This is a genomic window from Vibrio minamisatsumaniensis (assembly GCF_050337445.1).
Classification (GTDB): Bacteria; Pseudomonadota; Gammaproteobacteria; order Enterobacterales; family Vibrionaceae; genus Vibrio; species Vibrio artabrorum.
Genome location: NZ_JAKJSY010000014.1, coordinates 46,357 through 73,019, shown reverse-complemented (window position 1 = coordinate 73,019; position 26,663 = coordinate 46,357). Strand labels below are relative to the sequence as shown.

Below are 26,663 nucleotides of genomic sequence, written 5' to 3'. Positions count from 1 at the left end.
ATACTTCAAGTTCAAAAAAAGTGTTAATCATAAACAGAATGGTAAATTGCCATTCTGTTTTTCTATCTACTGCCTTCGGGCAACGTTTAGTTTGGAGCTAACGTCAATGAAAAAATGGGCTACTCTATTAGCTGGTAGTGCATGTGCGCTTTCAATGTTATCTGCACCGTCATTTGCAAAAGATAACAAAGAATTGGTATTCATGAACTGGGGACCTTACATCAACAGTGAGATTCTAGAACAGTTCACGGATGAAACTGGTATTAAGGTGATTTACTCGACTTACGAGTCGAATGAAACCTTGTACGCAAAGCTAAAAACACACAACAAAGGTTATGACCTAGTTGTGCCGTCGACTTACTTCGTATCTAAGATGCGCGACGAAGGTATGCTACAAAAGATCGACAAAACGAAGCTGCACAACTTCAAGAATCTAGATACTAACTATCTAGACAAGCCGTACGACCCTAACAACGATTATTCGATTCCACATGTCGTTGCGATAACTGGTCTTGCTGTTAACACTGACATGTACGATCCAGAAGATTTCCAAAGCTGGGCCGATTTATGGAAGCCTGAGCTTGAAGGTCAACTGATGATGATGGACGACACGCGTGAAGTGTTCCACATCGCACTACGTAAGTTAGGTTACTCTGGCAACACAACAAACGAGAAAGAGATCGACGAAGCGTACGCTGAGCTACAAAAGCTAATGCCGAACGTCCTCGTATTTAATTCAGACAATCCAGGTGCGCCATACATGTCAGGTGAAGTAGGTCTTGGTATGCTGTGGAACGGTTCTGCTGCTGCTGCGCAAAACGAAGGGCTACCGATTAAACTGGTTTTCCCTAAAGAAGGCGGTATCGGTTGGGTAGATAATTTTGCTATCAGTTCTGGCGCAGTAAACGTAGAAGCGGCCCATAAGATGATCGACTTCCTACTTCGCCCAGAAATCGCCGAGCAAATCTCTCGTGACACCGGTTACCTAACAGCAGTTAAAGCTTCTAACGAGAAGTTCAAAGACAGCCCTGCTCTGTTTCCTTCGCAAGAAGACCTTGACCGTGTTGAATGGCAAGCGGCAGTTGGCGATAAAACCGTGAAGTATGAAGATTATTTCATGAAACTCAAAGCGGGTCAGTAAACAACAGAATAATGTTGTTTATCCAATCTTCAACGAGTTAAGTTCAATAATATTAATCAATAGGCAGCTTAGGCTGCCTATTTTGTCATTTGGCTGCTATAATCTAGCGCGATTTTTAGAAATCCTTTTACTTTGGGTTCACTACCCAGCTCCAAATCAAACAAATGAACGGAACAGTAATGAAAAAAACACTGTATACCGGCGCATTGTGTGCTGCTACTTTACTTTCGATCCCCTCTTTCGCAGCTGACCAAGAATTGTATTTTTACAACTGGTCTGAATATATTCCAAATGAAGTACTTGAAAACTTCACCAAAGAAACGGGTATTAAAGTCTATTACTCGACTTATGAGTCTAACGAAAGCATGTATGCTAAGTTGAAAACTCAAGGTACGGGTTACGACTTAGTGGTTCCTTCGACTTACTTCGTTTCTAAGATGCGCAAAGAAGGCATGCTTCAAAAAATTGATAAAACGAAGCTAAGTCACTTTGCAGATTTGGACCCTAATTACTTAGACAAGCCCTTTGACCCAAATAACGAATACTCTATCCCATACATTTGGGGCGCCACGGGTATTGGCGTCAACTCAGACATGCTAGACAAATCTTCAGTTAAAAACTGGGGCGATCTGTGGGATACACAGTGGGAAGGTCAACTGATGATGATGGATGATTCTCGTGAGGTTTTCCATATCGCACTGTCTAAACTGGGTTACTCTCCCAACACAACGAACCCTGAAGAAATCAAAGAAGCGTACGAAGAACTTCGCAAATTAATGCCAAATGTATTGGTTTTTAACTCAGATTTCCCAGCAAATCCCTATCTAGCAGGTGAAGTATCTCTTGGTATGCTTTGGAATGGATCGGCTTACATGGCACGCCAAGAAGGTGCCGCGATCGATATCATTTGGCCAGAGAAAGGCGCTATCTTCTGGATGGACAGCTTAGCGATTCCAACAGGGGCTAAGAACATTGAAGCGGCTCATAAGATGATCGATTTCCTTCTTCGCCCAGAAAATGCAGCTAAGATTGCGCTAGAAATCGGTTACCCGACACCAGTTAAAACCGCTTACCCTCTTTTACCGAAAGCCTTCGCCGAAGATAAGAACGTTTTCCCACCGCAATCGGTGATGGATAATGGCGTTTGGCAAGATGAAGTTGGTGAAGCGAGTGTCCTTTATGATGAGTACTTCCAAAAACTCAAAGTAAATAACTAAGTGGTTGCGAATCGAAGAATAAAGCGGCGCAAGCCGCTTTATTCTTCGATAAAATAGAAGCAACATAAAATGACATGGAATGTGCTTAAACATGTTAGTGAATCCGATATTATTAGTTGCCACTCTTATGCTTGTAGCATCACTTTTAATGCTCGGTTTGAGCTCATTTATCCCGATAGACTCTAATTACGACCTATTATTCGAAACGAATACGCTCGTGATTGCCATGTATATTTACTGTGTTACCCACCGTGCTATTCGCCCCTATAAATCCCTTCACTATGGCGTATTACTGCTGATTGCGAACCTCATTTATGATGTTTTCACTGAGCTAAAACAGTTCGACGAATGGTCGGATAGACACGAATTACTCGATACTTTTCTAGAAGATGGTCTCGTACAAATTTCATTCTTACTTATTGCCTGCGGCATTACGAAGCTGATCGCTAAATTAAAAGATCAGAGCAAGCAAGATGAGCTGACAGGTTTGTACAACCGTAAGAAATTTGACGCCATTAAGCTGAAGGAATTCGAACTCATCTATTTCGATTTGGATGGATTGAAAGAGGTCAATGACCAAAAAGGGCATCAAGTAGGAGATTTAGTGATTGTTCGCTTTTCTCAAGCCTTAAGCCAAACGGCATTGGGAGATGAAATGGTATTTAGAGTTGGAGGGGATGAATTCGTTGTAACCGCTGAACTTGGACGTGGTGAGGAGTTTGTGAATCAAGTCAATTGTCGGCTCCATGGAGAGGATATTCCTTTTTCTTATGGTATTGAAGTCACTAACCAAGAGAACTTTGACTTGGCGCTCGATAAGTCAGATAAAGCCATGTATCAAATGAAACAATCGCAACGACCTATTACAGCAAAGGGATAAGCTTCTATCAATCTGGTAGCCTTAAGAAGCATTTTTGCTTAATTAAACCGTCAAAGAGCCTTTCTCTGAGCACAACAGTTCACCCACCAATTTTGGCACTTCAATACTCGCCTTTCCGTAACGCTTCTCCTCAAACTCACTCTCAACCGCACTGGGTTCAAGGTTGATCTCGATAGTGTGTGCACCATGCATCCTAGCATCATGCACAAACCCTGCGGCCGGATAAACAACCCCAGATGTACCAATCGAAATAAACAGATCCGCTTCTTCTAATGCAGAGTAGATCTCTCCCATTCTTAATGGCATTTCACCAAACCAAACGATATGTGGACGCATTTGCGCTGGGATCTGGCAGCAATGGCAAAGCTCGCCGGTTTCGATGTCATCTTTATGGTCGACAACCTGATTCGACTCACTGCAACGTGCTTTTAGAAGTTCGCCATGCATATGAATAATGTTGTGGCTACCGCCTCTCTCATGCAAGTTGTCGATGTTTTGAGTAATGATAGTCACGTTACCATCAAGCTTATCCTCAAGCTCTCCTAGTGCTTTATGGGCAGAATTTGGCTGAACGCTGTCGCTTTGCAAACTGGAACGACGTTGGTTGTAAAATGCTTGTACCAAATCAGGATCCCTATTAAAGCCTTCCGGTGTCGCGACATCTTCGATTTTATGGTTTTCCCATAATCCGTCTTGTGCTCGGAATGTTTGAATCCCCGACTCCGCTGAGATGCCAGCGCCAGTAAGAATTACGATATTACGATATGGAAAATGCATAAAACGTCCTTTTTAATATGTCACTTTGAACAGCTTAGCACTGTTCAAATTCCAACAATAGTTTTAGGGATTAGACCATAGTCTTAACTCGTGAATTTCATTGTGCATTTGTGACATCACTCGCTCGATAATCACATTTAGGAATAAACAGATACAAAAAAGCGACCAGAGTCGCTTATTGTTTTGTTAGGCTAAACCGTTTACACGACTTGTTTTTAATAACGGATTACCGTATTGGCTAGTCTTCACTAGTAGAGGAGATCTTATGGATTGACAAATCCGCGCCGTTGAACTCGTCTTCTTCGCTCAAACGCAGGCCTGTCAGCTTATTCAACACACCATAGACAGTGAGCGCTCCGATCAAAGCGACAGCAATACCCGTAAGGGTTCCTGTTACCTGAGAGAAAAAGCTTACGCCCCCTAGCCCCCAGAATGCTTGCTGTCCAAAGATACCTGCCGCAATGCCCCCCCAAGCGCCACATACGCCATGTAAAGGCCACACACCTAATACATCATCAATCTTTGTTTTATTTTGCATATAGGTAAACAGATAGACAAACAACGCACCAGCAATACCGCCAGTCACCAGTGCGCCCAGTGGATGCATCAAGTCTGAACCGGCACAAACCGCAACCAATCCCGCTAACGGACCATTATGAATAAAGCCCGGGTCATTTTTACCGACCACTAAAGCAGCAAGAATCCCCCCGACCATGGCCATTAATGAATTCATTGCCACTAACCCACTAATGCCGTTAATAGCTTGAGCTGACATCACGTTAAAACCAAACCAACCCACACATAAGATCCAAGAACCCAGCGCTAAGAAGGGAATGTTCGATGGTGCAAAGTTTGTGTGCTTACCTGCACGGATGCGGCCTTTACGCATACCAAGGAAATAGACCGCGACCAACGCAATCCAACCCCCAACGCCGTGAACGACGACCGAGCCCGCGAAGTCATGGAATTGATAACCAAACGAACCTTCTAACCACGCTTGGAAACCAAAGTTACCGTTCCAAATGATGCCTTCAAAAAATGGATAGATGAAGCCAACCGTAAACAACGTTGCAATCAATATTGGGTAGAAACGTGCACGTTCTGCGATGCCACCAGAAACAATCGCAGGAATAGCCGCTGCAAAAGTCATTAGGAAAAAGAACTTAACCAGTTCGTACCCATTCCCTTGAGACAAGGTTTCGGCATCAACAAAGAAGTTGTTCCCATAAGCAATCCAATAACCGATAAAGAAGTAAGCGATGGCGGAGACACCAAAATCTGAGAGTATTTTAACCAGTGCGTTCACTTGGTTCTTTTTTCTTACCGTACCGACTTCTAGAAATGCAAAGCCTGCATGCATCAAAAAGACCATGATTGCGCCAAGTAATAGGAATAAAGTATCTGAACTTTGGGTAAGGGTTTGTACTGCACTATGAACTTGAGTCACCGTATCACTCATTAAAGCATTCTCCTTCGCTTTCATATAATTTGCACTGATTTCGTGCGATTCATGATGTCATAAATTAAAGACTCCAGCGTAAACGCAAGATACGTTCCAACTGCTCAATGTCATTCTCGTGCAACATGATTTATTTTTAACTTACTGATTAAGTTTAAATAAATTTCTAATTTCACTTTACTCGCTCTTAGATGCATGAAAAATCACATGCATGATTGCACCAACAGGGTGAGCTGCACCATTTTAAGGCAAATGTGAATGTTCAGTTCCTCATCAAACCATCGGATAGATTAAGTACAAACAAACCCCACACAGTGATTATTCTTAATAACTCGAATAATGAATTCACGATATCGCCAATAATATAATGCAACCGAACGAGTATAATGATTCTCAACAGAACATTAACCGAATTGTACATATTGCGAATAACCCTTAATCTCAGTCCAAATAACCATCGAGAGTGAAGTTAAAGTTATTAGCCTTTTCGGTAACTAAAAAAGGAATAATAATGAAACTGTATATTTATGAACACTGCCCATTTTGTGCCCGTGTGTTATACGTTGCCGGTTCTTTGAACCTCAGTATTAATTCAACGGTTATTGATTATGATGATGAGACCACAACGACGAAGATATCAGGAATTAAGCAGGTTCCTGTCTTTGTTAACGACAATAATCAAGCATTAACTGAGAGCCTAGATATCATTGAGCACCTTTTGCAACAGGCTGACGTCAGTGAAAAAAGCAAACCATCGCACGATGTACTCCAATGGCAGAGTGACGCGTTCTTAACTTTACAAAAAATTGGCTACCCTCGATGGTATTTGTATCCACTAAAAGAGTTCAAGAAGGAGTCTGCACAAATTGCATGGCGAGAGAAAAAAGAAACCGAAACGTTAAATTTTGATGCATTGCTTGCTGATACCAAAGATATAGCCAGAGACGCTGAAGAGTTAATCAAGCGCGCCGGCGCTTTGTTAAATACCAACAAAAAAACGAAACGTGACCTTGTTGACAAGAGCATTATTTTCTCCATTTTGCGTGGTTTTACCAGTGCTATAGAAATCAATTGGGACCCGTTTGTCGCTAACTGGATAATAAAACAAAGTAAAGAAACGGGTGTTTCTCTTCTCACTGAACGCTTTCCTCCTGAGCTAAATTCTGTAGCAAAATAAGGATCTAAACCCCATGGAAAATAAAAACTTTGCTAATTTAATTACTCTAACCGGAATTATCGCTGTTGTTAGCGCGATTTATAATATTCATTTATATGATGGAGCGTGGTCTGGAATTGCTACTGTGATTGCAGCTTTAATGATTCCAATTACAGCGTTTATTAACCGAAAGAATGTGAACCTGTCTTTCCTATTGCCATTATTTTTCACCACTATTGTTGTTAGAAATGCCGATCAACATGATTGGTCACAGATTGGTTGGATTGCCGCCTTAACCTATATACCATTGATTTTTCAATGCGTTGTTGTCATGAGGAGAACATTTTTAAACTATGGTTCAACTGAGACGGCACTCAGCATGTTGAGAATATTCATAGGTTTTAACTGGTTAACACACTGCACGGAAAAACTATTTGTTTCATCCCATGACACTGGTTTGGTTGATTTCTTTGCTACTGGATTTGGAAACTTAATCCTTGGTCATCCGCTCCCGACGGCCATGGCACATGGTTTAATTGTATTTGGTGGCATTATAGAACTTGCGACCGCGATTTCTCTTGGCCTTGGATTGATGTCTAGGTTTGGTGCATTCATGTCTGCTGGCTACCTTATTATTGCGCAAATAATCGGTGGTCACTTTTCTGTTGGATACACGTGGATTCTTCCTGGTGGTGGATGGGAGTTGGCATTCTATTTCTTCATGGTAACCATTCCATTTATGCTACCCAATGTCGGTGGGACTGTATCATTAGACCACTTTATCTCTAAGAAGAGAGATCGATCTTACCAATACGCATAACTAAGAGAATTCAGCCACGAATCGCTTTTATGGCTAGGCTACCTAAGTAACGAGTTAACAATGCTTACGTGGTAAGGTGTTAACACTCCGTTGATAGATAAAAAGCCCAGTGAACTGAATCACTGGGCTTTCTAATGACGATTATTTTAAATAAATCGCTCTACATTAATTTGATGCTCAACTACAAGTTTGGGCCCGTTGTCGGCTTCTGCGGTAGGTTTTGACTCAGACGTCGCATACCTTGATACATACGGACAAACCAAATCATAATTGCAACGCCACCAAACAGCATACCGATATATGGAATGTAGAAAGCAATATCATCGATAAGATGGTTTTGATACCAGTAATCGTTCACACCGATTAACACACCATTAGACGTCGCTACCGTTACGATAAGTACGACAAAGAATGTGAGGTTCAAGAAGAACGAGCGAATCAAGCCATAGTAATGCGTATCCACTACTTCGCCATCTTCCCCTTTATCTAAACGATAACCCGCATAGATGATCGCAATCACACCAGAAATAAGACAAGTCACGGGTGTTAGGCAACTGAGTATATAAGCGACCCAAATACCTTTATGAGGTTTGTTCATTCTTATTCACCCCCTCCGTTGTTTCAGTTTCTACGCGAGTGGCCGATTGCTCACCATTTTTCTCTTGTTCCATTACTTCTTTGTACCAAAGATCATGGTGCTCTTTCGCCCAAGTCTCGTCGACGTCACCGGTTACCATACCTTCTAGCGCGCCTTCCATACCGAACAAGCCGATGTAGATGTGGAACACAAAACCACAGATAAGGATAAGTGCAGCCACCATGTGAACGAGGTTTGAAAGTTCCATATGACGGCGGGTTTGCCCAAAGATAGGGAAATCAAGAACCAAGCCACTGATCGCCGCCACACTTCCCATCACAATCAACAGCCAGAATAGTGCTTTTTCACCGGCATTTGAGAACTCTGCGGAAGGATGAGAGCCTTTATGTTTTCCAACCATGCCACCCAGTTTGATAAACCACTGGATATCGACCATCTTGAAAATTGATTTACGCCACCACTTGATAAGTACGATCATCAACAGTACATAGAAAATCGGACCGATATAGTTGTGGTATTGCTTAGCGAGTAGAACGATAAAGCCCCAAAGATCCGTTGGAATGTACGGTTTCAAAAAGTGCTTGCCGTACACCAACATCAAGCCACTGAATGCCAGCGTTAAGAAAGTAAACGCCATACTCCAGTGCAGTGCGCGATCCAATCGAGTCCAACGCTTGATTTTACGACCCGTTCTTGGCGCACTTAGCATTAGTGGGCCAATCACAACGTACATCAAAGTCACGAAAGCAATACTGCCAAAGATAGCAACGGCACCCGCAGGTGACATCCACTTCTCTTTTAATATATACCACGTTTGACCTGGAGTACTGATCAATACACCGTGCTCGGCAGATTGAGATGTGGTGTAACCTTGTTCACCGTTTCTCACTTGTCGCCAAAAATCAGCGCCAGCAAGTTGAACCACTTCACGTTCAGCAGAGCTAGCTTGCGTTTGTGATGAGTTCGTCTCAGATGCATAACTCATAGGAGAAAGCATTGTCAGTGCTGCCAAAATAGGCAGCACAACAAGGAAGAGACGCTTAATCATTGTAAGCATACGTCTCTCCTACTTAGCTCTTAGTCGCATCGTAAGAAAGGTCGTTGCCGTTTGTCCAACCTGCACCTTTCGCACCACGCTCTACTACACGTTGACGGAATACATCAGAGACTTTCTCTGCATCGCCCGCAAGCAGTGCTTTTGTTGAACACAACGAAGCACACATTGGTAACTTACCTTCAGCAATACGGTTCGCTCCGTACTTCTGACGTTCTTCAACAGAACCGGGTTCTGTTTCTGGACCGCCTGCACAGAAGGTACATTTGTCCATCTTACCGCGCTCACCAAAGGCTTCCTGTTTAGGGAATTGAGGTGCGCCAAACGGACAAGCAAACAAGCAGTAACCACAACCAATACAAAGATCTTTATTGTGAAGAACGATGCCGTCCTCTGTATGTTCAAAACAATCGGCAGGACAAACTGCCATACAAGGCGCATCAGTACAGTGCATACATGCGACTGAGATAGAGTTTTCGCCCGGTTCACCATCGTTCAGTGTGACAACACGGCGACGTTGAATACCCCATTCCAGAGCATCATCATTTTCATTCTTACATGCAGTGACACAACCGTTACATTCGATACAACGTTTGGTGTCACAAAGAAATTTCATTCTAGCCATTTTAAGACTCCTTACGCTTTACGAATATTACAAAGGGTTACTTTCGTTTCCTGCATCAACGTGACAGGGTCGTAACCGTATGTGGTTGCTGTATTGGCGGCTTCGCCAATAACGTAAGGATCAGTGCCTTCAGGGTATTTAGAACGCAAATCTTCGCCTTCAAACTTACCACCGAAGTGGAACGGTAGGAATGCCAGACCCGGTTTCACACGACGAGTGACCATCGCTTTCACTTTGATACGGCCTTTCTCTGCACCCTCAACCCAAACGTCATCACCATCTTTAAAGCCAATGTCGTTCGCGTCTTTCGGATTTACTTCAACAAACATCTCTTGTTGTAGCTCTGCTAGCCAAGGGTTAGAGCGAGTCTCTTCACCACCACCTTCGTACTCAACCAGACGACCAGATGTAAGAATAATCGGGTATTCACCAGACTTGTCTTGCTCTTGGATCGACTTGTACAACGTAGGAACACGGAAGATCGCTTCCTTGTCATCCCATGTTGGGTAGTCAGCAACTAGGTCACGACGTGGTGTGTAAAGTGGTTCACGGTGCAGGGGTACGCGGTCTGGGAATGTCCAAACAATCGCACGCGCTTTCGCGTTACCAAATGGGATACAACCGTGCTTGATAGCCACGCGTTGAATGCCGCCAGAAACGTCGGTCTTCCAGTTTTTGCCTTCCGCTGAAGCTTTCTCTTCTGCGGTTAAGTCATCCCACCAACCCAACTGCTTCAGAAGTTTGTCACTGAACTCTGGGTAGCCATCTTTAATTTCGCAACCTTTTGAGTAACTGTCTTCAGCCAATAGGCTTTGACCTTCAAACTCCACACCGAAACGAGTACGGAAGTTACCACCGCCCTCAGCAACCGGTTTAGACGTATCGTAAAGGATATGCGTACCTGGGTGTTTCATTTCCGGGTTACCCCAACATGGCCAAGGCAGACCGTAAGTCTCACCGTTCACAGGACCACCTTCTGCAGCAAGTGTGGTTTTGTGGAACGTGTGCCAGTTCTGTTGGTGCTCTTTCAAGCGCTCTGGGCTTTGACCGGTGTAACCGATTGTCCACATACCCTTGTTGAATTCACGAGTAATGTCTTCAATCAATGGTTGGTTGTTCTCAACACGGATGTTTTTGAACAGTTGATCAGAGAAACCAAGCTTCTTAGTAAGAAGGTACATAATTTCGTGGTCAGGTTTAGATTCGAACAGAGGCTCAACCACTTTGTCTCGCCACTGCAAAGAACGGTTTGACGCCGTTACACTGCCGTAGGTTTCAAATTGAGTGGTGGCAGGAAGCAAGTAAACGCCATCGGTACGATCGTTCATAACCGCTGCGACTGTTGGGTATGGATCAACGATAACCATCATATCCAACTTCTGCATCGCCTTCTTAATTTCTGGGCCACGAGTCTGAGAGTTGACCGCATGTCCCCAGTAGAACATGGCACGAATGTTTTCACGCTGACGAATCTTGTCTTTATCTTCGAGTACACCATCAACCCAACGAGAGACCGGAATACCGGCGCTGTTCATTGGCTTTTGACCACCGTATGCATTGTCGTCGAAACGGCCTTTCACCCATTCAAAGTCAATGTCCCAAACTTTAGACCAGTGACGCCAAGAACCTTCAGACAAACCGTAGTAACCTGGCAATGTATCTGACAAGACGCCGAGGTCTGTTGCGCCTTGCACGTTATCGTGACCACGGAAGATGTTTGCACCACCGCCCGCTTTACCGATGTTACCAAGCGCAAGTTCTAATACACAGTAAGCGCGAGTGTTGTTGTTACCCGTGGTATGTTGAGTCCCCCCCATACACCACACAACACAACCTGGACGGTTTTCCGAGAGCAATTTCGCGGTTTGGTAAACTTCTTCTTCGCTGACACCAGTGACACGCTCAACTTCTGCAGGGTTCCACTTCGCAACTTCTTCACGGATCTCATCCATGCCGAATACACGTTGGCGGATGAATTCTTTGTCTTCCCATTTGTTAGCAAAGACATGCCAAAGCACGCCCCAAATAAAGGCCACATCTGAACCAGGACGAAGAGAAACATAGTGATCAGATTTCGCTGCCGTGCGCGTACGACGAGGATCCGCAACCACGATCTTACAGTTGTTCTTCTCTTTCGCAATGAGGATGTGTTGCATCGCTACTGGGTGAGCTTCTGCTGGGTTCGAACCAATGAACAATATCGACTTACAGTTGTGCATGTCATTGAACGAATTCGTCATCGCACCGTAACCCCAAGTATTTGCAACACCGGCTACCGTGGTTGAGTGACAAATACGCGCTTGGTGATCAACGTTATTGGTGCCCCAAAGCGACGCCATCTTACGGAATGCGTAAGCTTGTTCGTTACTGTGCTTAGCACTACCAAGGAAGTAAACGGAATCAGGGCCAGACTCTTTACGAAGCTCTAGCGCTTTGTTACCGATCTCTTCAATCGCTTGTTCCCAAGAAAGCTTCTTCCACTTACCGCCTTCTAATTTCATTGGGTACTTAAGACGACGCTCACCGTGGCCGTGTTCACGCAGTGCTGCGCCTTTCGCACAGTGTCCACCAGCGTTGAACGGGTGATCAAATGCTGGCTCTTGCCCCGTCCAGACACCATTTTGGACTTCAGCGTAGATACCACAACCCACAGAACAGTGAGAACAGATAGTACGTTTCACTTCTGTTTTCGCTTCTGGATCGACAGATTTAGCTTGCGCCTTTCTCATCATACCCGGAGCGAACAGACTTGCGCCTACTACCGCGCCACCCGCCGCTAACGAGGTGTTTTTCATGAAGGCGCGTCGAGACACACCCAGTTGATTCGTTTCTTTGCTCACACTATCGGAGCGTTTGACCAGTTTCATCCGTTATCTCCTAAAGTGTGTCGTAGTAATCGCGAATATGCTGTGTTTCACGATAGCCGGTCTTCTTCACATCTTGTTTCGAAATTTCAACCGTTTCTGAAGCCGTTGCCATTTTGGTCGTGCCCGCAACAACCGCCCCAGCCACAGCTGCGGTTGTTAAGCCTTTGAGTAAGTCCCTACGGCTTGTGTTTATCTCTTTATTCTCTTTCATCATTGCTTCCTTACCTCTCGGTGGATCTTTTTTGGAGGCTTCATGCCCCTCTATCGATATAATCGCGTACGACTTGATTACTCGTAATCAGTGACGTTTTTCACATCAATCTTTAATTTGTGTTTACTGGTTATCGTCTTCACGCTAAAACGCACTTGTTCTAACATTAAAAATGCTTCACACAGCTGAGCTGCAGATTTATAGAAGTTGGCACTTTTTGCCGCTTCAAGCTGACGCGTAAAAGCGTTGAACCAAGGGCCAAGGTGTTTATTGAAAAAAGCTTGTTGAAGCGCCTCTTCTTCACCCGTTAACATCGCCATCACTTCACACAGAGCTGCGATATGATCTTCAGGCTCTTTCACTTGATCATCACGCTCAATGCCTAAAAGTTCGAGATCATGACGAATCTCCGCTAATGGTTTCTCCATCATAGCGCCAGTGCGATGCCAAGAACCAAATGGAACAACCTCTCCACGACCAATACCAATGAACAGATCTTGATATTCGTCTTCTAATGCTTCGCGAGAAGCTTCGGTTGCCGCTTGTTGAATAGCAACCCACGCCTTTTGCATCGCACTTTCAGACGCTTCAATGTCTAACGTTTTTAGAAACTCGATCACCTCGTCAGAAGGTGCGCAGCGAAACAGTGCAGATAAAACCAAATAAATTTCAGTTCTGAGTGTCTGTTCTTGTTCCAGTTCTTGTGCTTGATCTAAATGAGTATCCAAGACCTACTCCTAGTATTTCAATTGTTTCAACGGATCTTGTGCCATTGAATCGAACATATCTACCACACGACAGTCTTCACACATCGCAATGCGGTTAATCGCAGCTTCATCTGAAAAATGAGAGTGACCGCGTAACTTATTCTGTAGCATATCAATCATAGACTGCGGTGCGAATGGCTTATGACAACGAATACATTGCGCCGCTTTCTCTTCATGAATCACCATCGCTTGCTGACGCTCTTCCTTCACCCAGTTCATGCGAGGCGTTAGAGTCAGAACGTTCTCAGGACACGCTTTTTCACATAAGCCACATTGAATACAGTCTTGTTCAACAAACTTAAGGGATGGCGAAGCGCCGTCAGTATGCAGCGCACGTGTTGGACACACCGCTACACAGCTCATGCACAACGTACAATCTTTGCTCTCACACGACACTGTGCCATATGGTGCGTTGGAAGGAAGTTCAACCACATTTTCAACTGGAATGCGAGCTGATGCCATCGCATCCAGTGCTGTGAATAGGCGTTGGCGTTTATTGCCTTGAAGCTCACCAAGTGCCAGATCGAATGAATCCACGCACAGTGTAGGAGGGCCTTCACGAAGCGATTCTAAATAAAGGATATCGATGGTTTCTTTTGGGATACCAATTTGATCAAGAAGCTCTTGAGCGATCCCGACTTCGTTACTCAGCACACGAATGATGGTTTCGGGCATAAAGTGAGAAGCCGCAAACAAAACCTGAGTTGCGCCATTCACGAGCGCGGCAAACCACGTATCAATACCAACAGATGGCAGCTCTTCTACCACAATCGGAATGACGTTTTCTGGGAGAGCCTTTAACGCCATCACATTATAGGTTTCATGACGCGAGCTACAGATAAGCACGATAGGATCCAATCCCCCTGCTTGCTCATAATTGGCTAGCGTACGTTCAATGAACTTTTGAGTATCGTCAGGATTCGGCAATGCGTAAGAGATCGCTTCAGTCGGACAACTTGTTGCACACGTCCCCACACCTTGACATAGGTAAGGGTTAATTTCGATCTTGTGACCCGTTTTATCTGAACCTTCACTCGACAGTGCGCCAGCAGGACAAGCATCAACACAACGCTCGCAACCTTTTACGCCACGAGAGCTGTGCGCACAAAGGTCGGTGTCTAAACGGAAGAACTTAGGCTTATCGAATGTCCCCATCAGTGTTGGGATCTCTTCCAGTGCTTCTGTCAGTTTTGGATAACCTCGGCCTACTGGATAATAACCCGGTACAGGCACTTCTTCTGTCATGCAGCTATTCAGACATAGGTCTAGCACAACATCGAAACAATCGTGATTAATCGCGACTTTCGCTAGGTTATTGGTTCGACCTTTGCTTTCGATAAGAACTTCGAATGTACCGAGGAAACCAGACACTTGAACTGAGTTCGCGTAGTAAATCTCGTTTGATGTTTGACTATGGGTTTGATTCCCGGCGGCACTCGAAAGCTCCCCGTCAGTCGAAAGTAAAGTCAGGCTAGTAAGCTGCGGTAATTGTGCAGCTGCACTCTCAATGATCTTTGTTGGACCAATGATGAGTGTATTTCCCCCGCTCTCGTAACTTACGGTCGGTGGAATTAGATTGGTTAACTCAACTGTATTCTCAAATGCATACAGCCTTGCTTTAGCGTTATTTGAAGTTGCTTGTTCTAATAATTGTTTAAGCATTGCTCAGTTCCATCTTTGGACATGGAGAATCTGTTCAACCTTCATTGTAGTTAGCGTTAGCGAACTTGCTGAGTAATCGTTTAACAACTCACGGTTTGGTTAGCGATTTGTTGTTCCGTCGACTTAACTTGGCAATCTACAATACAGTTGATGATTAGCAATATTTAGCAAATGCCATGCCAGATTATTTATCCTTACTATTCAGTAAATTAGTACGACTTAACCTCTATTTTGACGATAAAAAAACCGCTTGGGACATTTTGTCGCAAGCGGTTCATTGAGTGTTTAGTCAAAATGTACCTATTCTTTGTGTGGTATATTTTGTCCCATCTCGTTCAGGTCAGCTTCGTCTGACATTGTAGCGTCAACATCTGAAACTGTATTTTTATACAGTTCACTTCCTTGTTCGGTTATTTCGGCACTTTCTGAAGTTTCAAGTTCATTCTCCGACACCTCAAGATCGCTTCCAGAATTATCTAAAACGTCGCCTTCATCTTTATTATCAATGACCTGCTCTTCTTCTGCTGTGGTTTCTTCTTCCGTTTTGTCTTTAACCCAATCACGCAAGGTTTCAGCAACCCCTTTAGAAAGAGACGTCAAATTACTGTAATCGTCGTCGTAATCATCTAAACCATCACGAACGTTGAACTCTTCTGAGAGGAATAATTTACGCAATGCCGATTTTTTTACGCTTTCTGAGGCTTCTGACACCAATAATTGAGCAACAGACAAGTCTTCAGTCGTTTCTGATGCTATCTCCTGAGAGTCAATCGCGTGAGAATCGACAGCGTGAGCGTCTTTATTGTGTTCTGGAGACTCATTTTCTAAAGCACTATTTTCTAAAGTCTCACGCTGTAATGACTCCGATGTTTGTGCGTCTAAAGATGAAGCAGCAGACGAAGCCTCAGCGGAAGTAAGCTCAGTTCCCTCAAGCGTTTGTTGCGCTTCTAATGGTTGGTCGGTCGATTGATCAAGTTTTCGTTGCGACCAACGGCTAAAGAAGTTAGTTGCCATTTGATCGACCCGCGCCTTTACGTTTTTTACGTCTCGCTTCTAATAACTCACCATGACGACCGATGAAGGCTTCCATCCAAGCTTGAACAGGTAACGGAATGTCGTATGAAAGGACTTGGTTGTCACCGTCCATGTATTGTCCTGCAACGGTTTGTGATGCTGTAAGTAACTGAATCACAGGCTTAACACCCGAGTCGACATTATCCATCACCAAAAAAAGCTTCGGCCGCTGAGAGCTTAAGTTGAATCGATAGTCGGTACGCTCGTCTTTATGTAATTGGAGTAAACAAACGTCTTGAGTATCGTCTTCTGGCGACAGTTCAAACCCCGTCAATTCCCATTGTGTAGTGACCCAGATGCCTGTTTTGATCTCTTTCTCTACTCTTTGGACACCGATTGGCCAAGAAGCTTCTGTTTTTTCATAGTGCTCTTTGAATTCTTTTATCTGAGACATACTTTACCCAATTGATTTTCTTTGGTCTGAATGCATTTAGGACATTTTGTACTGTGTGCAATCATCTAACCTTATAAAGCAATAAACACGCCAATAGAGGTCACTCCCAAGAGCGTATCTACAGCGTTCGTTATCAAGTTGTCACTATAACGTTAGTTGATACTGGTTATTTCAGACAACTCCGCCCGGTGAACTCTGATATTTTGCGCTTTTTTAATCTAATGCTTCATGTTTCCATCAATCCCCGTTATTTTGGAATAAGATTTGCAAACGCTACTCTCAGAACTATGACATGTTCGGAGCGATAATCGAAAACGAACTAACAAACTAGCGCATTACTGAATGAGAGCTTTAGTGCTCTTGTTGACTTCTTATCTCATAAAATCGCTATCTCATTAAGTAGGAAATGACTGTGGTAAAACCCAACATAATAAAAACCAGTGAGAACCCACTTCAGACAATCGAAGTTGAAGTGTTTGATGAATATGGCGAAAAGCTCACCAAACAGATCGCGTGTGAGCGCCCTCTTACCGTGATGTTGAACTGGAAAGAGATCGTAACGTTAATGACATTGGGCTCACGTCCTGAGTCATTAGTATTAGGCTATTTGAAAAACCAAAGCTTCCTTTCTGATCCGGAAGCAGTTGAATCTATTATCATCGATTGGGAAACCAGCTCTGCTGCGGTGATCACCAAAGAAGACACGAGCCAACTTGAGCAAGCGCTTAAGAAGAAGACAGTAACTTCTGGCTGCGGTCAGGGCACCATGTATGGCAACGTAATGAAGCAGTTGGAAGATTACCAAGTGCCTCAAAACAAGATTAAGCAATCTGAAATCTACACAGCGCTTGAAGCGTTGACGCATTACAACGATACCTACAAGAAAGCAGGCGCAGTGCACGGTTGTGCGGTTTGCAAAGACGACAAGGTTCTATCGTTTGTTGAAGATGTTGGCCGACACAATGCCGTTGATACATTGGCTGGTGAGATGTGGCTTAACAAAGAGACCGGTGAAGACAAGATCTTCTATACCACAGGCCGTTTAACGTCTGAGATGGTGATTAAGGTTGCTCAGATGGGTATCCCTGTTTTGCTATCGCGCTCTGGCGTGACGCAAATGGGCTTAGACTTGGCTAAGAAGTTCGGCATCACAACGATTGCTCGCGCTAAAGGTTTACGCTTCCAAGTGTTCACAGGGGCAGACAAGATCGACTTTGATGTAAAAGGCGAACAATCAGCGTAAGTTCTTTAAAGGCCAACTTCTCTAAAGAAAATGCTATCTAAAGCTAGTTTTCTGGTGAACTTATATAAGGTGTAGGCGAAGGCTGGCACCTTTTCTTTTATTCCATTTACGCTCCTTAGCACTCCCTCTGCTTACTCCATCATTTAATCCCACAATTTTTACAGCCAGTTCGCTGTTATCCCCCTTTCTGCACATTATTTCAGCAATAGAACGCGCTTAATATTGGTGTTTAGTTTTACTTAACGTTGATTTCAAAATTACTAGATATACCAAACGTTAACAATTCTTTATCTTATGCTCCGTGAACAGAACGAAGCACGCACTTATCGTGCTGCTTGGCGAAAGTTTCACTTCTTTGAATGCTCACTTCGAAGAAAACACATAAGAAAAAAGAATTGGATAACAATATGAAACAGCCTTTAAAAGCTTTAGCAATAGCTCTTGGATTGACCTTGGGCGCCAACTGTCACGCAATTGAACTTAAGCCGGTCGATACCGACTTTACATTACAAATACTGGGTTCGGGTGGTCCTATCTCGGATGACCTACGTGCATCATCAGGTGAAATCGTATGGTGGAAAGGCAAATCACGAATCATGATTGATGCCGGTGGCGGTGTCTACCTGCGTTTCGGTCAAGCGGGTGCAAAACTTGAAGACCTAGATTTCATGGGTATCACTCACTTCCATACCGATCACGTCAATGACATGCCCGCTCTTCTTAAAGGTGGCTACTTTTTTGAACGTGAAAAGGCGTTGGAGATTTCAGGTCCAGCCGCAGGTTCAGCCTTCCCTAGCCTTAACGGTTACTTCGCAGCGAACTTTGACCCAGACCATGGCGCATACGCTTACCTTGCTGGCTTATACGATGGAACCGATGGCCTATTCCCAGTCAATCTTACCGATGTTGACTATCAATCCACAGTGCCAACCGTTGTTTACGAAAAAGATGGTTTGAAGATCACTGCTCTGGGTATTCCTCATGGTGATGTGCCTTGTCTCGCTTACCGAATTGAAAGTGAAGAAGGCGTGATGGTGATTTCAGCTGACCAAAACGGTAGCAACCCTGCATTCTTAGACTTCGCTCGTGGCGCCGACATCATGATGATGCCAATGGCGATTCATGAACAAGCCGATGGTGTCTCGACATTCATGCACGCTAAGCCTTCTGTCATTGGTGAAATTGCGAAAGAGATCAATCCAAAAATGTTGGTACTTAACCACTGGATGGGTCTAGGCCTTAAGCGCAAATCTGAATCAATCAAAATTGTACGCGAATACTACGACGGACCAATCATGTCTGGTCGTGATTTAGCGAGCTTCCCTATGTCTGCTGTAAAGGAGAAATAATATGAACAACAAAATCGCCCTATCAATCGCGATCACGTCTGTGATTAGCCTTAACTCTGCAATGGCATTTGCTGATGCACCTGCCGAAGCCCCTGTTGAAGCTAAACAATCTTCAGGACACGGTGGTAAATGTGCTGCGGGTAAATGTGGTACAGAAAAACGCTTCGAAAAAGCGGAACTGACAAGCAACCCTCAAGACCGTTTAGTGCGTGCTCGCGACGGGAAATGTGGCTTAACGGCTGAAGGTATCTCGCCAAGCAAAGAGCGCATCTTAACGGCGAATAGCAAGGTGACAGGTGGAGTATGTGGCCAGTAGAAACGCATAAAACCAAAGCTTTAAAAGCCAAAGCTTTAGCATCAAATGACCAAGCCCCTAAAAGCAGCGAGTTAAACCATAAAGTGCGAACCATTCAGAATACAGACAAAGGCATTGGGCTACGCAGTGAGCATATTGAACTGCTCGCTCGTTCCCCGAAGCATCCTGATATTGATTTTCTGGAACTGGCTCCCGAGAACTGGATTAGCTTAGGTGGTCTTAAGCGCGAACAACTACAGGATATAGCGAAGCAATACCCTTTGATCGCACACGGTTTAAGCTTATCCATTGGAGATTGTCAGCCGCTTAACACGAAGTTTGTACGTCAGGTTGGTCAATTTCTCGATGAACTGAATATTCAGGTATACAGCGAGCATCTGAGCTTCTCTCGAGACAGCCAAGGGTATCTGTATGAACTGTTACCCGTGCCACGTCACGCAGAAAACATCGGCTATTTAGCGGACAGAATCAAGCAAGTCCAAGACATCATTCAACGTCCTTTGGTAATGGAGAACATCTCTTATTACCACAACTACGGAGATGAGATGCCTGAGGGTGAGTTTATCGCTGAAATAGCAAAGCGTAGTGGCTGTGAGTTGTTGGTCGACATCAACAATCTCTACGTGAACAGTCAGAACCACCACTTTGATGCCGCTGAAATGCTTAAGGCTTTACCAAGCGATGCTATTCGCTATTACCACATTGCTGGGCATTTAGTTGAAAGTGATGGCTCAGGGGGAAGTAAAAAATCGCTGATTGATACCCACGGTATGCCGGTACAGCAAGCGGTTATTGACTTGGCGCGTTACACCTTCTCTATTCATGGCAGTAAACCGTTATTGCTCGAAAGAGACAACAACGTTCCGCCTTTGGTCGTGCTGACTGAGGAATTACGAACGATGCACAGTCAGGTTCTAGATGCTGGTGTTGCTCATCGCCCAATGAATCAGGAGTTGGTTTATGCATAACCCACCTAGCATGATGATCACTCAAACACACGCACTAACCGCACTGATACGTTCGCCACTTGAAGACAACGCAGTGTGTCGATACAGCGAGTTCATTAGAGATAACGTATTTGGTGTATTGAACAACACATTCCCGCTGTTTTGTCAGCAAGTCGACCAAGACCAACTACTGATATTGGTTGATGAGTTTGTTGTCGTGCATTACGCCTCAGAGCCAGAGTTTCATCATATAGCCACTGAGTTTGTTAGCTTTATCCAGCGTCGCACTCAACCAATGGGTATGTCTAATCTGAGTGATTTGTCTACTTTGAGTGCGAGTCATGATCTTACAGCCGACCAGCTAGCGGTGTTGGAGTACGAATGGTGTGCCTTTTGCGTTGAAATTGACGCTTCAAAGCAAGTATTGCCGATGTCATGGGCGGGTGACCTTCGTGTTGATGAACAACAGCTTCAATTGGGTTTGTTAGTCAACAGTACGATGAAGCTCGTACAGGTACCTTTCCTTGTTCATGGTGAGTCACTGACGTTTCTAACACAAAGGCGACACCCCATTTATTACGCGATTTATCGCGACCGTGACCAACGCGTCAACACGATAAAACTAAGAGAAATTGATGTTGCGATTATTCAAATAATTCAACAACAACCAAATCGTTCTTTAGCCGATATAAAACAAATAATTGCTCAACAATTGGCGAGATTCGAGTTTATTAATTGGGTCGAACATTTCAGTGAAGTTGAACTGATTGGCGTTCACTCTTTAGGAGAAAAATTATGATTAAGTCAGCCCTCAGCTGGTACGACGCTATTGTCGAAAAATGCAAACAATACGATTACTTAGTACTGCTTTCAGTACGTCTTTATTTGATTCCGGTGATTTACGTCGGTGCACGCTCTAAAGTGTTGGGCTTCTCGGGAACAGTGGCATGGTTTGGTGCTTCAGCAGCCGACGGTGGTCTTAACCTTCCCTTCCCTGAGCTACTGGCATTCCTAGCGGCAGCGACCGAAGTATTAGGTTGTATCTGTATCGCGTTAGGTCTGTTTACTCGCTTTATCTCGATTCCAATGATTTTCATGATGAGCGTAGCAAGTGCAATGGTTCACTGGAAACACGGTTGGGATGCGATTGCGACTGGTGGTATGGAAGCAACCGTTCGTCTTAACGGCTTCATCGAATGGCTCGCGGTTAACTTCCCAGGTCGTTACAACTACATCACAGAACTTGGCGACCCGGTAATGCTGAACAACGGTATGGAGTTCGCAGGCACCTACTTCGTGATGCTGTTAGTACTGCTTGTTTACGGTGGTGGCCGTTACGTGAGTGCAGATTACTGGCTACGTAAACAGTTCTCTAAAAAACAAAACAAAGCACTTCGTTGGTAATAGATTCTTTTCACACAGCTACATGTAAAACCCTTAATTAGTTCTCTCTAATTATCATCTTATTTTCCATTATCTTACCCGTCACACTCGTGGCGGGAAGGAGTTTTTATGCTTACAGATGTCGTTGATCTGTCGCGGTTTCAATTCGCAAGTACCGCTCTTTATCACTTTATATTCGTCCCCCTAACTATAGGCCTCTCCTTCTTACTCGCAGTGATGGAATCGCTGTATGTCATGACCAACAAAACCATCTACAAGGACATGACCAAGTTTTGGGGTAAGTTGTTTGGTATTAACTTTGCTGTCGGTGTTGCTACCGGCTTAACCATGGAATTCCAGTTCGGTACTAACTGGGCTTATTACTCGCATTATGTAGGCGATATCTTTGGCGCTCCGCTCGCCATTGAAGCCTTGATTGCGTTTTTCTTGGAATCAACCTTAGTCGGTATGTTCTTCTTCGGTTGGGACAAGCTTTCTAAACGTCAGCACTTATCGGTAACGTGGTTGACTGCGTTGGGTTCGAACTTCTCTGGTCTGTGGATTCTGATGGCCAATGGCTGGATGCAAAACCCGGTGGGCGCAGAGTTTAACTTCGAAACCATGCGTATGGAGATGACAGACTTCGTTGGAGTGATCTTCAACCCAGTGACTCAAGTGAAGTTCGTGCATACCGTTGCGGCAGGTTACACAACCGGCGCGCTATTTATCATGGGTATCAGTGCTTACTACATGCTTAAAGGGTGTGATTTACCGTTCGCTCGTCGTTCATTTGCAGTCGCAAGTGCTTTTGGTATGGCTGCGATTGTGTCGACAGTGATGCTAGGTGATGAATCTGGTTATGAATTGGGTGATGTTCAACAGGTGAAGCTAGCGGCTATCGAAGCTGAATGGCACACAGAAGAAGCCCCTGCCTCATTCACACTGTTCGGCTTCCCGAATCAAGAAACCATGGAAACGGACTACGCGATTAAGATCCCTTACGTGATGGGTATTATCGCGACGCGTTCTTTGGATACGCCAGTTGTAGGCATTCATGATCTATTGGCAAAGAACGAAGAACGTGTTCGCAGCGGCATCTTAGCTTATGGGCTATTAGAAAAACTGCGCTCTGGTGATAAATCACAACAAAATATCGATGATTTTGAATCGGTTAAACATGACTTAGGTTATGGATTACTGGTTAAGAAATACAGCGATAACGTGGTGGATGCAACGGAGCAACAGATCAAACAAGCAGCCAAAAACACAATCCCAACGGTTGCCCCTCTATTCTGGAGCTTCCGCATCATGGTGGTATGTGGCGTCTTGATGTTTGCCATCATTGGTCTTTCATTCGTACAAATTTGTCGTCGTAAGATTGGTACCAATCGTTGGTTACTGAAAGCAACAATATGCGCGATTCCACTTCCTTGGATTGCTTGTGAAGCTGGTTGGTTTGTTGCGGAATATGGTCGTCAGCCTTGGGCTATTGGTGAAATTCTGCCAGTAAATATGGCGGCTTCTAATCTACCCGCTTCAAGTCTATGGATCTCTATCGGATTGGTTTACTTGTTCTACACCGCGTTCTTAATTGTAGAAATGTTCCTGATGGTTAAGTTTGCAAAAATGGGCCCGAGCGCACTGAAAACAGGTCGCTATCACCATGAGCAATCAAACCAAGATCTAGCCCTTACAGGTGAGCAAAGCGCACCGCGTCAGCTAGATAAAACTATCGACCTTCATTAAGGAATTCAGATGTTTGATTACGAAAATCTTCGCCTGTTTACATGGGCAGTTATTGGCGTGTTGTTGATCGGTTTTATCATTACCGATGGTTTCGACATGGGCGTTGCGGCGTTGCTCCCTGTTCTAGGGAAGTCGGAAGTTGATCGACGAATCATGATTAACTCGATTGCCCCTCACTGGGATGGCAACCAAGTATGGTTGGTTACCGCGGGTGGCGCTATCTTTGCGATATGGCCTGCAATCTACGCGGCTGCGTTCTCCGGGTTCTATTTGGCCATGATTATCGTGTTGGCGACCTTGTGGTTAAGACCGCTCGGTATGGATTACCGCGCTAAAATCGACAACCCGCAATGGAAGAAAGCTTGTGATATTGCACTTATCGTCAGTGGCTTCATTCCTCCGGTTATCTTTGGTGTTGGTTTCGGTAACTTGATGATTGGCGTTCCGTTTGAATTTAACGAATTGCTAATGATGTCATACCAAGGTGGTTTCTGGGATCTACTCACGCCCTTCCCACTGCTATGTGGCTTGGTGAGCTTGGCGATGGTTGTCACACAAGGCGCGGCATTCCTACAGATGAAAACGACGGGTGATTTAAAACAACGTGCGCAGAAAGTGATCGTATGTATGGCGCTTGTCACTGTCGGACTGTTTATTGTTGGTGGGATATACGCGTATACACTTCCGGGTTACCTGATTACTAGCCCAGTTGTGACTGATGGTGTTTCAAACCCGTTATTAAAACATGTCATGAAGTTTGATGACTTACTGCTACATAACTACGAAAACTATCTGGTACTTTGGGGAATTCCTGCACTAGGCATCATCGGAATGCTGAGCTGCGCAGTGATGACTCGACTTAACCGCGCTGGTTTGGCCTTCGCTTCTTCGAGCTTATCGATAGCAAGCATCATAACGACAGCGGGCGTTGCCCTATTCCCAATGATCATGCCATCTAGCTTGATGCCATCGCATAGCTTAACGCTGTGGGACGGAACATCGAGTGAGTTAACACTGAGCATTATCTCGGTTGTCGCAGTTATCGTGGTGCCAATTATTTTGGGTTACACAATCTGGTGTTACTACAAAATGTTCGGTCGACTAGACAGTCAATATATTCACGATAACAGCTCGTCACTGTATTAATTAAAGATGAAATAGGAGGATAACCTATGTGGTATTTATGTTGGGTACTGGGCGTCTTACTCGCCTGCGCGTTTGGAATCATTAATGCGCTGTGGTTAGAACACACCGACTTTCTCGATGAACAAAACGAATAAAGCTGATCGGTAAAGTTACTAACAACTGCTAACTCGATAGTAAGCTAACTACTTAAAATAACTGAAAGTCCTCACTTAATACGATGCCTGCAATTTCAAAGACTGCCGACATGAGTGTTAATGAGGACTTTTTCTTTTCGCATCTAATCTCATGTGCTTAACGTCATCTTATCCAGCAAACTAGACTCTTCAAATTACTAAGTTAATCGTCAAGTTGGTGCATATCATCGACTAAGTTGCTTTCCCCACCAACCGACCTTGCTTTAATAACCCTATAGGATATTGGTTGCATATCCATCAGAACCTCAGCATCGTTTGCTGTCTCTTTCTATTCGCAGTAAGTTTATTTTAATCAACCTCACCCTGTTCATTTCTGTTTTTATCTATGCCATCTAAGAGCAGTTTAGCTTAGATAAATTGGAATCATTGGAGATCGCTGCAACCGAAAACCTCAGAAGCTCAGTCGATTTATTAACACTTAGGCGACATGAGAAAGACTTTTTGCTCGCCACGATCAAAAATACGCAGAGCGTTTCGATAAAACCGCCGACACATTGAATCAAAGATTGGTGACGTTGAACCAAACCCTAACCTCGCATGAACTTCACCTGACCGATCAAATGACGAAGATCTCCGATACTCTTCATCAGTACCAGAAACAGTTCCACCAGATCGTCGTTCAAGTGAACGACATTGAACGCACCACCCCACCTTTGGGCTTTGTCGCCGCTCTTGATGGAAAAAGAACAGCGCTGAAGTCAGCAATCGAATCAGAATCAAGTTTGGCACTGGAACTTGCGTTGTTAGAGCTGATTGAAAAAGACTTCCATTACCTCACACATATTAATAGCCAAACGAATGCAGCGTTAACCAATGCTCTTGTTGAGTTTGAACCCTACTCCCAAACTTCGATTGCGACTGAACAAGCCTATTCCGAATATAAGGCTGCGGTTGAAACTCTGTTGGTTGCTAACAGCAATCTAGGTTTGTCTGCAGAGTTGGGGCTTAGAGGCGCCTTACGTAGCAATGTTCATCAAACAGAACAAGCCATTGAAGAAGTGCAGAATGAGATAAGCCAAGCGATTACAGCGGCAGTTAGAAACACACAAAACATGTTACATCTGTTTGGTGCAGCTATCGTCGCTCTGCTTTCTCTGTTATTGGTGTTCATCGGTTGCAACATCCTGGGTTGTATCAAAGTGATAATAGAATCCACGATTCATGGTTTAACCACTGGAATAGACAAGACTGTCGCTAAGATGACAGCGAGCTTAGAACAAACTGAGCTGGTGAAAAGCCAAACCAAAGATGTGGTGAATGCGATAGAAGGAATACACTTCCAAGTTGGCGAGATGTTCGACTTAAACAGTCAGATCTCAACAGCGTCCGAAGAGCAATCGATGGTTTCGGTTGAGATTGACCGAAACATTACGGATATCGCTCACCTTGCCAGTGATACCTATACCGTGGTTTCTGGATCAGTACGTTGCAGTGAACAAGTCTCGAGTGTGAGTATGAAGCTAGAGAAGATTGTCGCGCAGTTTAAGTACTAGTGATTAGTGATTAGTGATTAGTGATTAACGCAAGCTAGTTGATTTATGCGGTATGGAAAAACAAAAGGCCTCTATCTGATTGCTAAGATAGAGGCCTTTCTAATTTTGAATACGTTCTAACGTGTTATTACGTATTAGCTCTTG

General features: G+C 44.3%; 25 protein-coding genes and 1 pseudogene. 15 read left to right on the top strand and 11 right to left on the bottom strand.

Features of this window, described 5'->3' with window-relative positions:
- Nucleotides 1-106 precede the first annotated feature (106 nt).
- The 3 genes from L4B77_RS04145 (at nucleotide 107) to L4B77_RS04135 (ending at nucleotide 3,238) form a co-directional block, all read left to right on the top strand.
- Nucleotides 107-1,141: an extracellular solute-binding protein gene (locus L4B77_RS04145; RefSeq protein WP_372041007.1), complete on the top strand. Its 1,035-nt coding sequence runs from the start codon at nucleotides 107-109 to the stop codon at nucleotides 1,139-1,141.
- A gap of 179 nt (nucleotides 1,142-1,320) precedes the next feature.
- Entirely contained in the window at nucleotides 1,321-2,358 is a 1,038-nt protein-coding gene (locus tag L4B77_RS04140) for an extracellular solute-binding protein (RefSeq protein WP_429748674.1), read from the top strand.
- A gap of 79 nt (nucleotides 2,359-2,437) precedes the next feature.
- Complete coding sequence (locus L4B77_RS04135) at nucleotides 2,438-3,238, top strand: GGDEF domain-containing protein (protein WP_261839626.1); 801 nt, start codon at nucleotides 2,438-2,440, stop codon at nucleotides 3,236-3,238.
- Nucleotides 3,239-3,280: 42 nt separating this feature from the next.
- Here the strand turns inward: L4B77_RS04135 and cobB are convergent, their stop codons facing one another.
- Both cobB and L4B77_RS04125 read right to left on the bottom strand, forming a co-directional pair.
- Complete coding sequence (cobB, locus tag L4B77_RS04130; RefSeq protein ID WP_429748672.1) at nucleotides 3,281-4,015, bottom strand: Sir2 family NAD+-dependent deacetylase; 735 nt, start codon at nucleotides 4,013-4,015, stop codon at nucleotides 3,281-3,283.
- A 238-nt stretch (nucleotides 4,016-4,253) separates the two neighbouring features.
- Nucleotides 4,254-5,474 carry an ammonium transporter gene (locus tag L4B77_RS04125; protein WP_429748670.1) on the bottom strand — a complete coding sequence of 407 codons (1,221 nt, stop codon included), beginning with the start codon at nucleotides 5,472-5,474 and terminating at the stop codon, nucleotides 4,254-4,256.
- A 511-nt stretch (nucleotides 5,475-5,985) separates the two neighbouring features.
- Here L4B77_RS04125 and grxB point away from each other — a divergent pair.
- Both grxB and L4B77_RS04115 read left to right on the top strand, forming a co-directional pair.
- Entirely contained in the window at nucleotides 5,986-6,651 is a 666-nt protein-coding gene (gene grxB, locus L4B77_RS04120) for a glutaredoxin 2 (RefSeq protein WP_429748704.1), read from the top strand.
- 13 nt (nucleotides 6,652-6,664) lie between these two features.
- Entirely contained in the window at nucleotides 6,665-7,450 is a 786-nt protein-coding gene (locus tag L4B77_RS04115) for a DoxX family protein (RefSeq protein WP_429748668.1), read from the top strand.
- A 181-nt stretch (nucleotides 7,451-7,631) separates the two neighbouring features.
- Here the strand turns inward: L4B77_RS04115 and L4B77_RS04110 are convergent, their stop codons facing one another.
- The 9 genes from L4B77_RS04110 to L4B77_RS04070 form a co-directional block, all read right to left on the bottom strand.
- A complete protein-coding gene (locus tag L4B77_RS04110) occupies nucleotides 7,632-8,048 on the bottom strand; it encodes a hypothetical protein (protein WP_261839631.1) in 417 nt (138 codons plus the stop codon).
- The gene (locus L4B77_RS04105) at nucleotides 8,032-9,105 is read right to left on the bottom strand and encodes a formate dehydrogenase subunit gamma (protein ID WP_429748666.1); all 1,074 of its coding nucleotides are present in this window, start codon (nucleotides 9,103-9,105) and stop codon (nucleotides 8,032-8,034) included. The genes L4B77_RS04110 and L4B77_RS04105 overlap by 17 nt, the downstream gene beginning before the upstream one ends.
- 13 nt (nucleotides 9,106-9,118) lie before the next feature.
- A complete protein-coding gene (gene fdh3B, locus L4B77_RS04100; RefSeq protein WP_061017924.1) occupies nucleotides 9,119-9,727 on the bottom strand; it encodes a formate dehydrogenase FDH3 subunit beta in 609 nt (202 codons plus the stop codon).
- 11 nt (nucleotides 9,728-9,738) lie between these two features.
- The gene (locus L4B77_RS04095; protein WP_372068061.1) at nucleotides 9,739-12,594 is read right to left on the bottom strand and encodes a formate dehydrogenase subunit alpha; all 2,856 of its coding nucleotides are present in this window, start codon (nucleotides 12,592-12,594) and stop codon (nucleotides 9,739-9,741) included.
- Between the two features lie 10 nt (nucleotides 12,595-12,604).
- Nucleotides 12,605-12,805, bottom strand: coding sequence for a twin-arginine translocation signal domain-containing protein (locus tag L4B77_RS04090; protein ID WP_429748663.1), 201 nt, complete (start codon nucleotides 12,803-12,805; stop codon nucleotides 12,605-12,607).
- A gap of 77 nt (nucleotides 12,806-12,882) precedes the next feature.
- Nucleotides 12,883-13,533: a TorD/DmsD family molecular chaperone gene (locus tag L4B77_RS04085; protein WP_261839634.1), complete on the bottom strand. Its 651-nt coding sequence runs from the start codon at nucleotides 13,531-13,533 to the stop codon at nucleotides 12,883-12,885.
- A 9-nt stretch (nucleotides 13,534-13,542) separates the two neighbouring features.
- Nucleotides 13,543-15,234, bottom strand: a complete 1,692-nt coding sequence (locus tag L4B77_RS04080; protein WP_429748660.1) for a 4Fe-4S dicluster domain-containing protein — start codon at nucleotides 15,232-15,234, stop codon at nucleotides 13,543-13,545.
- 300 nt (nucleotides 15,235-15,534) lie between these two features.
- Nucleotides 15,535-16,248, bottom strand: coding sequence for a DUF3306 domain-containing protein (locus tag L4B77_RS04075; protein ID WP_429748658.1), 714 nt, complete (start codon nucleotides 16,246-16,248; stop codon nucleotides 15,535-15,537).
- Nucleotides 16,238-16,702: a DUF3305 domain-containing protein gene (locus L4B77_RS04070; RefSeq protein ID WP_429748656.1), complete on the bottom strand. Its 465-nt coding sequence runs from the start codon at nucleotides 16,700-16,702 to the stop codon at nucleotides 16,238-16,240. Before L4B77_RS04070 ends, L4B77_RS04075 begins: the two co-directional genes overlap by 11 nt.
- 412 nt (nucleotides 16,703-17,114) lie before the next feature.
- On the opposite strand from L4B77_RS04070, the gene L4B77_RS04065 reads away from it, so the two are divergent.
- The 10 genes and pseudogenes from L4B77_RS04065 to L4B77_RS04020 all read left to right on the top strand — a co-directional run bounded on the left by L4B77_RS04065 (nucleotide 17,115) and on the right by L4B77_RS04020 (nucleotide 26,519).
- Nucleotides 17,115-17,945, top strand: a complete 831-nt coding sequence (locus tag L4B77_RS04065) for a formate dehydrogenase accessory sulfurtransferase FdhD (protein ID WP_429748654.1) — start codon at nucleotides 17,115-17,117, stop codon at nucleotides 17,943-17,945.
- A 407-nt stretch (nucleotides 17,946-18,352) separates the two neighbouring features.
- Nucleotides 18,353-19,294 carry an MBL fold metallo-hydrolase gene (locus L4B77_RS04060; RefSeq protein WP_046225231.1) on the top strand — a complete coding sequence of 314 codons (942 nt, stop codon included), beginning with the start codon at nucleotides 18,353-18,355 and terminating at the stop codon, nucleotides 19,292-19,294.
- A gap of 1 nt (nucleotide 19,295) precedes the next feature.
- Entirely contained in the window at nucleotides 19,296-19,610 is a 315-nt protein-coding gene (locus L4B77_RS04055) for a hypothetical protein (RefSeq protein WP_004733741.1), read from the top strand.
- 83 nt (nucleotides 19,611-19,693) lie between these two features.
- Nucleotides 19,694-20,578 (top strand): MbnB/TglH/ChrH family RiPP precursor modification enzyme, encoded by an 885-nt coding sequence (locus L4B77_RS04050; RefSeq protein WP_429748702.1) that lies wholly within the window; start codon nucleotides 19,694-19,696, stop codon nucleotides 20,576-20,578.
- The gene (locus L4B77_RS04045; RefSeq protein ID WP_048615926.1) at nucleotides 20,571-21,356 is read left to right on the top strand and encodes an HvfC family peptide modification chaperone; all 786 of its coding nucleotides are present in this window, start codon (nucleotides 20,571-20,573) and stop codon (nucleotides 21,354-21,356) included. Before L4B77_RS04050 ends, L4B77_RS04045 begins: the two co-directional genes overlap by 8 nt.
- On the top strand, nucleotides 21,353-21,961 hold the full coding sequence (locus L4B77_RS04040; RefSeq protein WP_017083666.1) for an HvfX family Cu-binding RiPP maturation protein: 609 nt from the start codon (nucleotides 21,353-21,355) through the stop codon (nucleotides 21,959-21,961). Before L4B77_RS04045 ends, L4B77_RS04040 begins: the two co-directional genes overlap by 4 nt.
- A 108-nt stretch (nucleotides 21,962-22,069) precedes the next feature.
- Nucleotides 22,070-23,686 (top strand): cytochrome ubiquinol oxidase subunit I, encoded by a 1,617-nt coding sequence (locus tag L4B77_RS04035; protein ID WP_429748650.1) that lies wholly within the window; start codon nucleotides 22,070-22,072, stop codon nucleotides 23,684-23,686.
- Between the two features lie 9 nt (nucleotides 23,687-23,695).
- Nucleotides 23,696-24,832 carry a cytochrome d ubiquinol oxidase subunit II gene (cydB, locus tag L4B77_RS04030; RefSeq protein WP_429748648.1) on the top strand — a complete coding sequence of 379 codons (1,137 nt, stop codon included), beginning with the start codon at nucleotides 23,696-23,698 and terminating at the stop codon, nucleotides 24,830-24,832.
- Between the two features lie 26 nt (nucleotides 24,833-24,858).
- Nucleotides 24,859-24,966: a cytochrome bd-I oxidase subunit CydX gene (cydX, locus tag L4B77_RS04025; protein WP_082151276.1), complete on the top strand. Its 108-nt coding sequence runs from the start codon at nucleotides 24,859-24,861 to the stop codon at nucleotides 24,964-24,966.
- A gap of 282 nt (nucleotides 24,967-25,248) precedes the next feature.
- Nucleotides 25,249-26,519, top strand: a pseudogene (locus tag L4B77_RS04020) (hypothetical protein).
- Nucleotides 26,520-26,663: the final 144 nt, after the last annotated feature.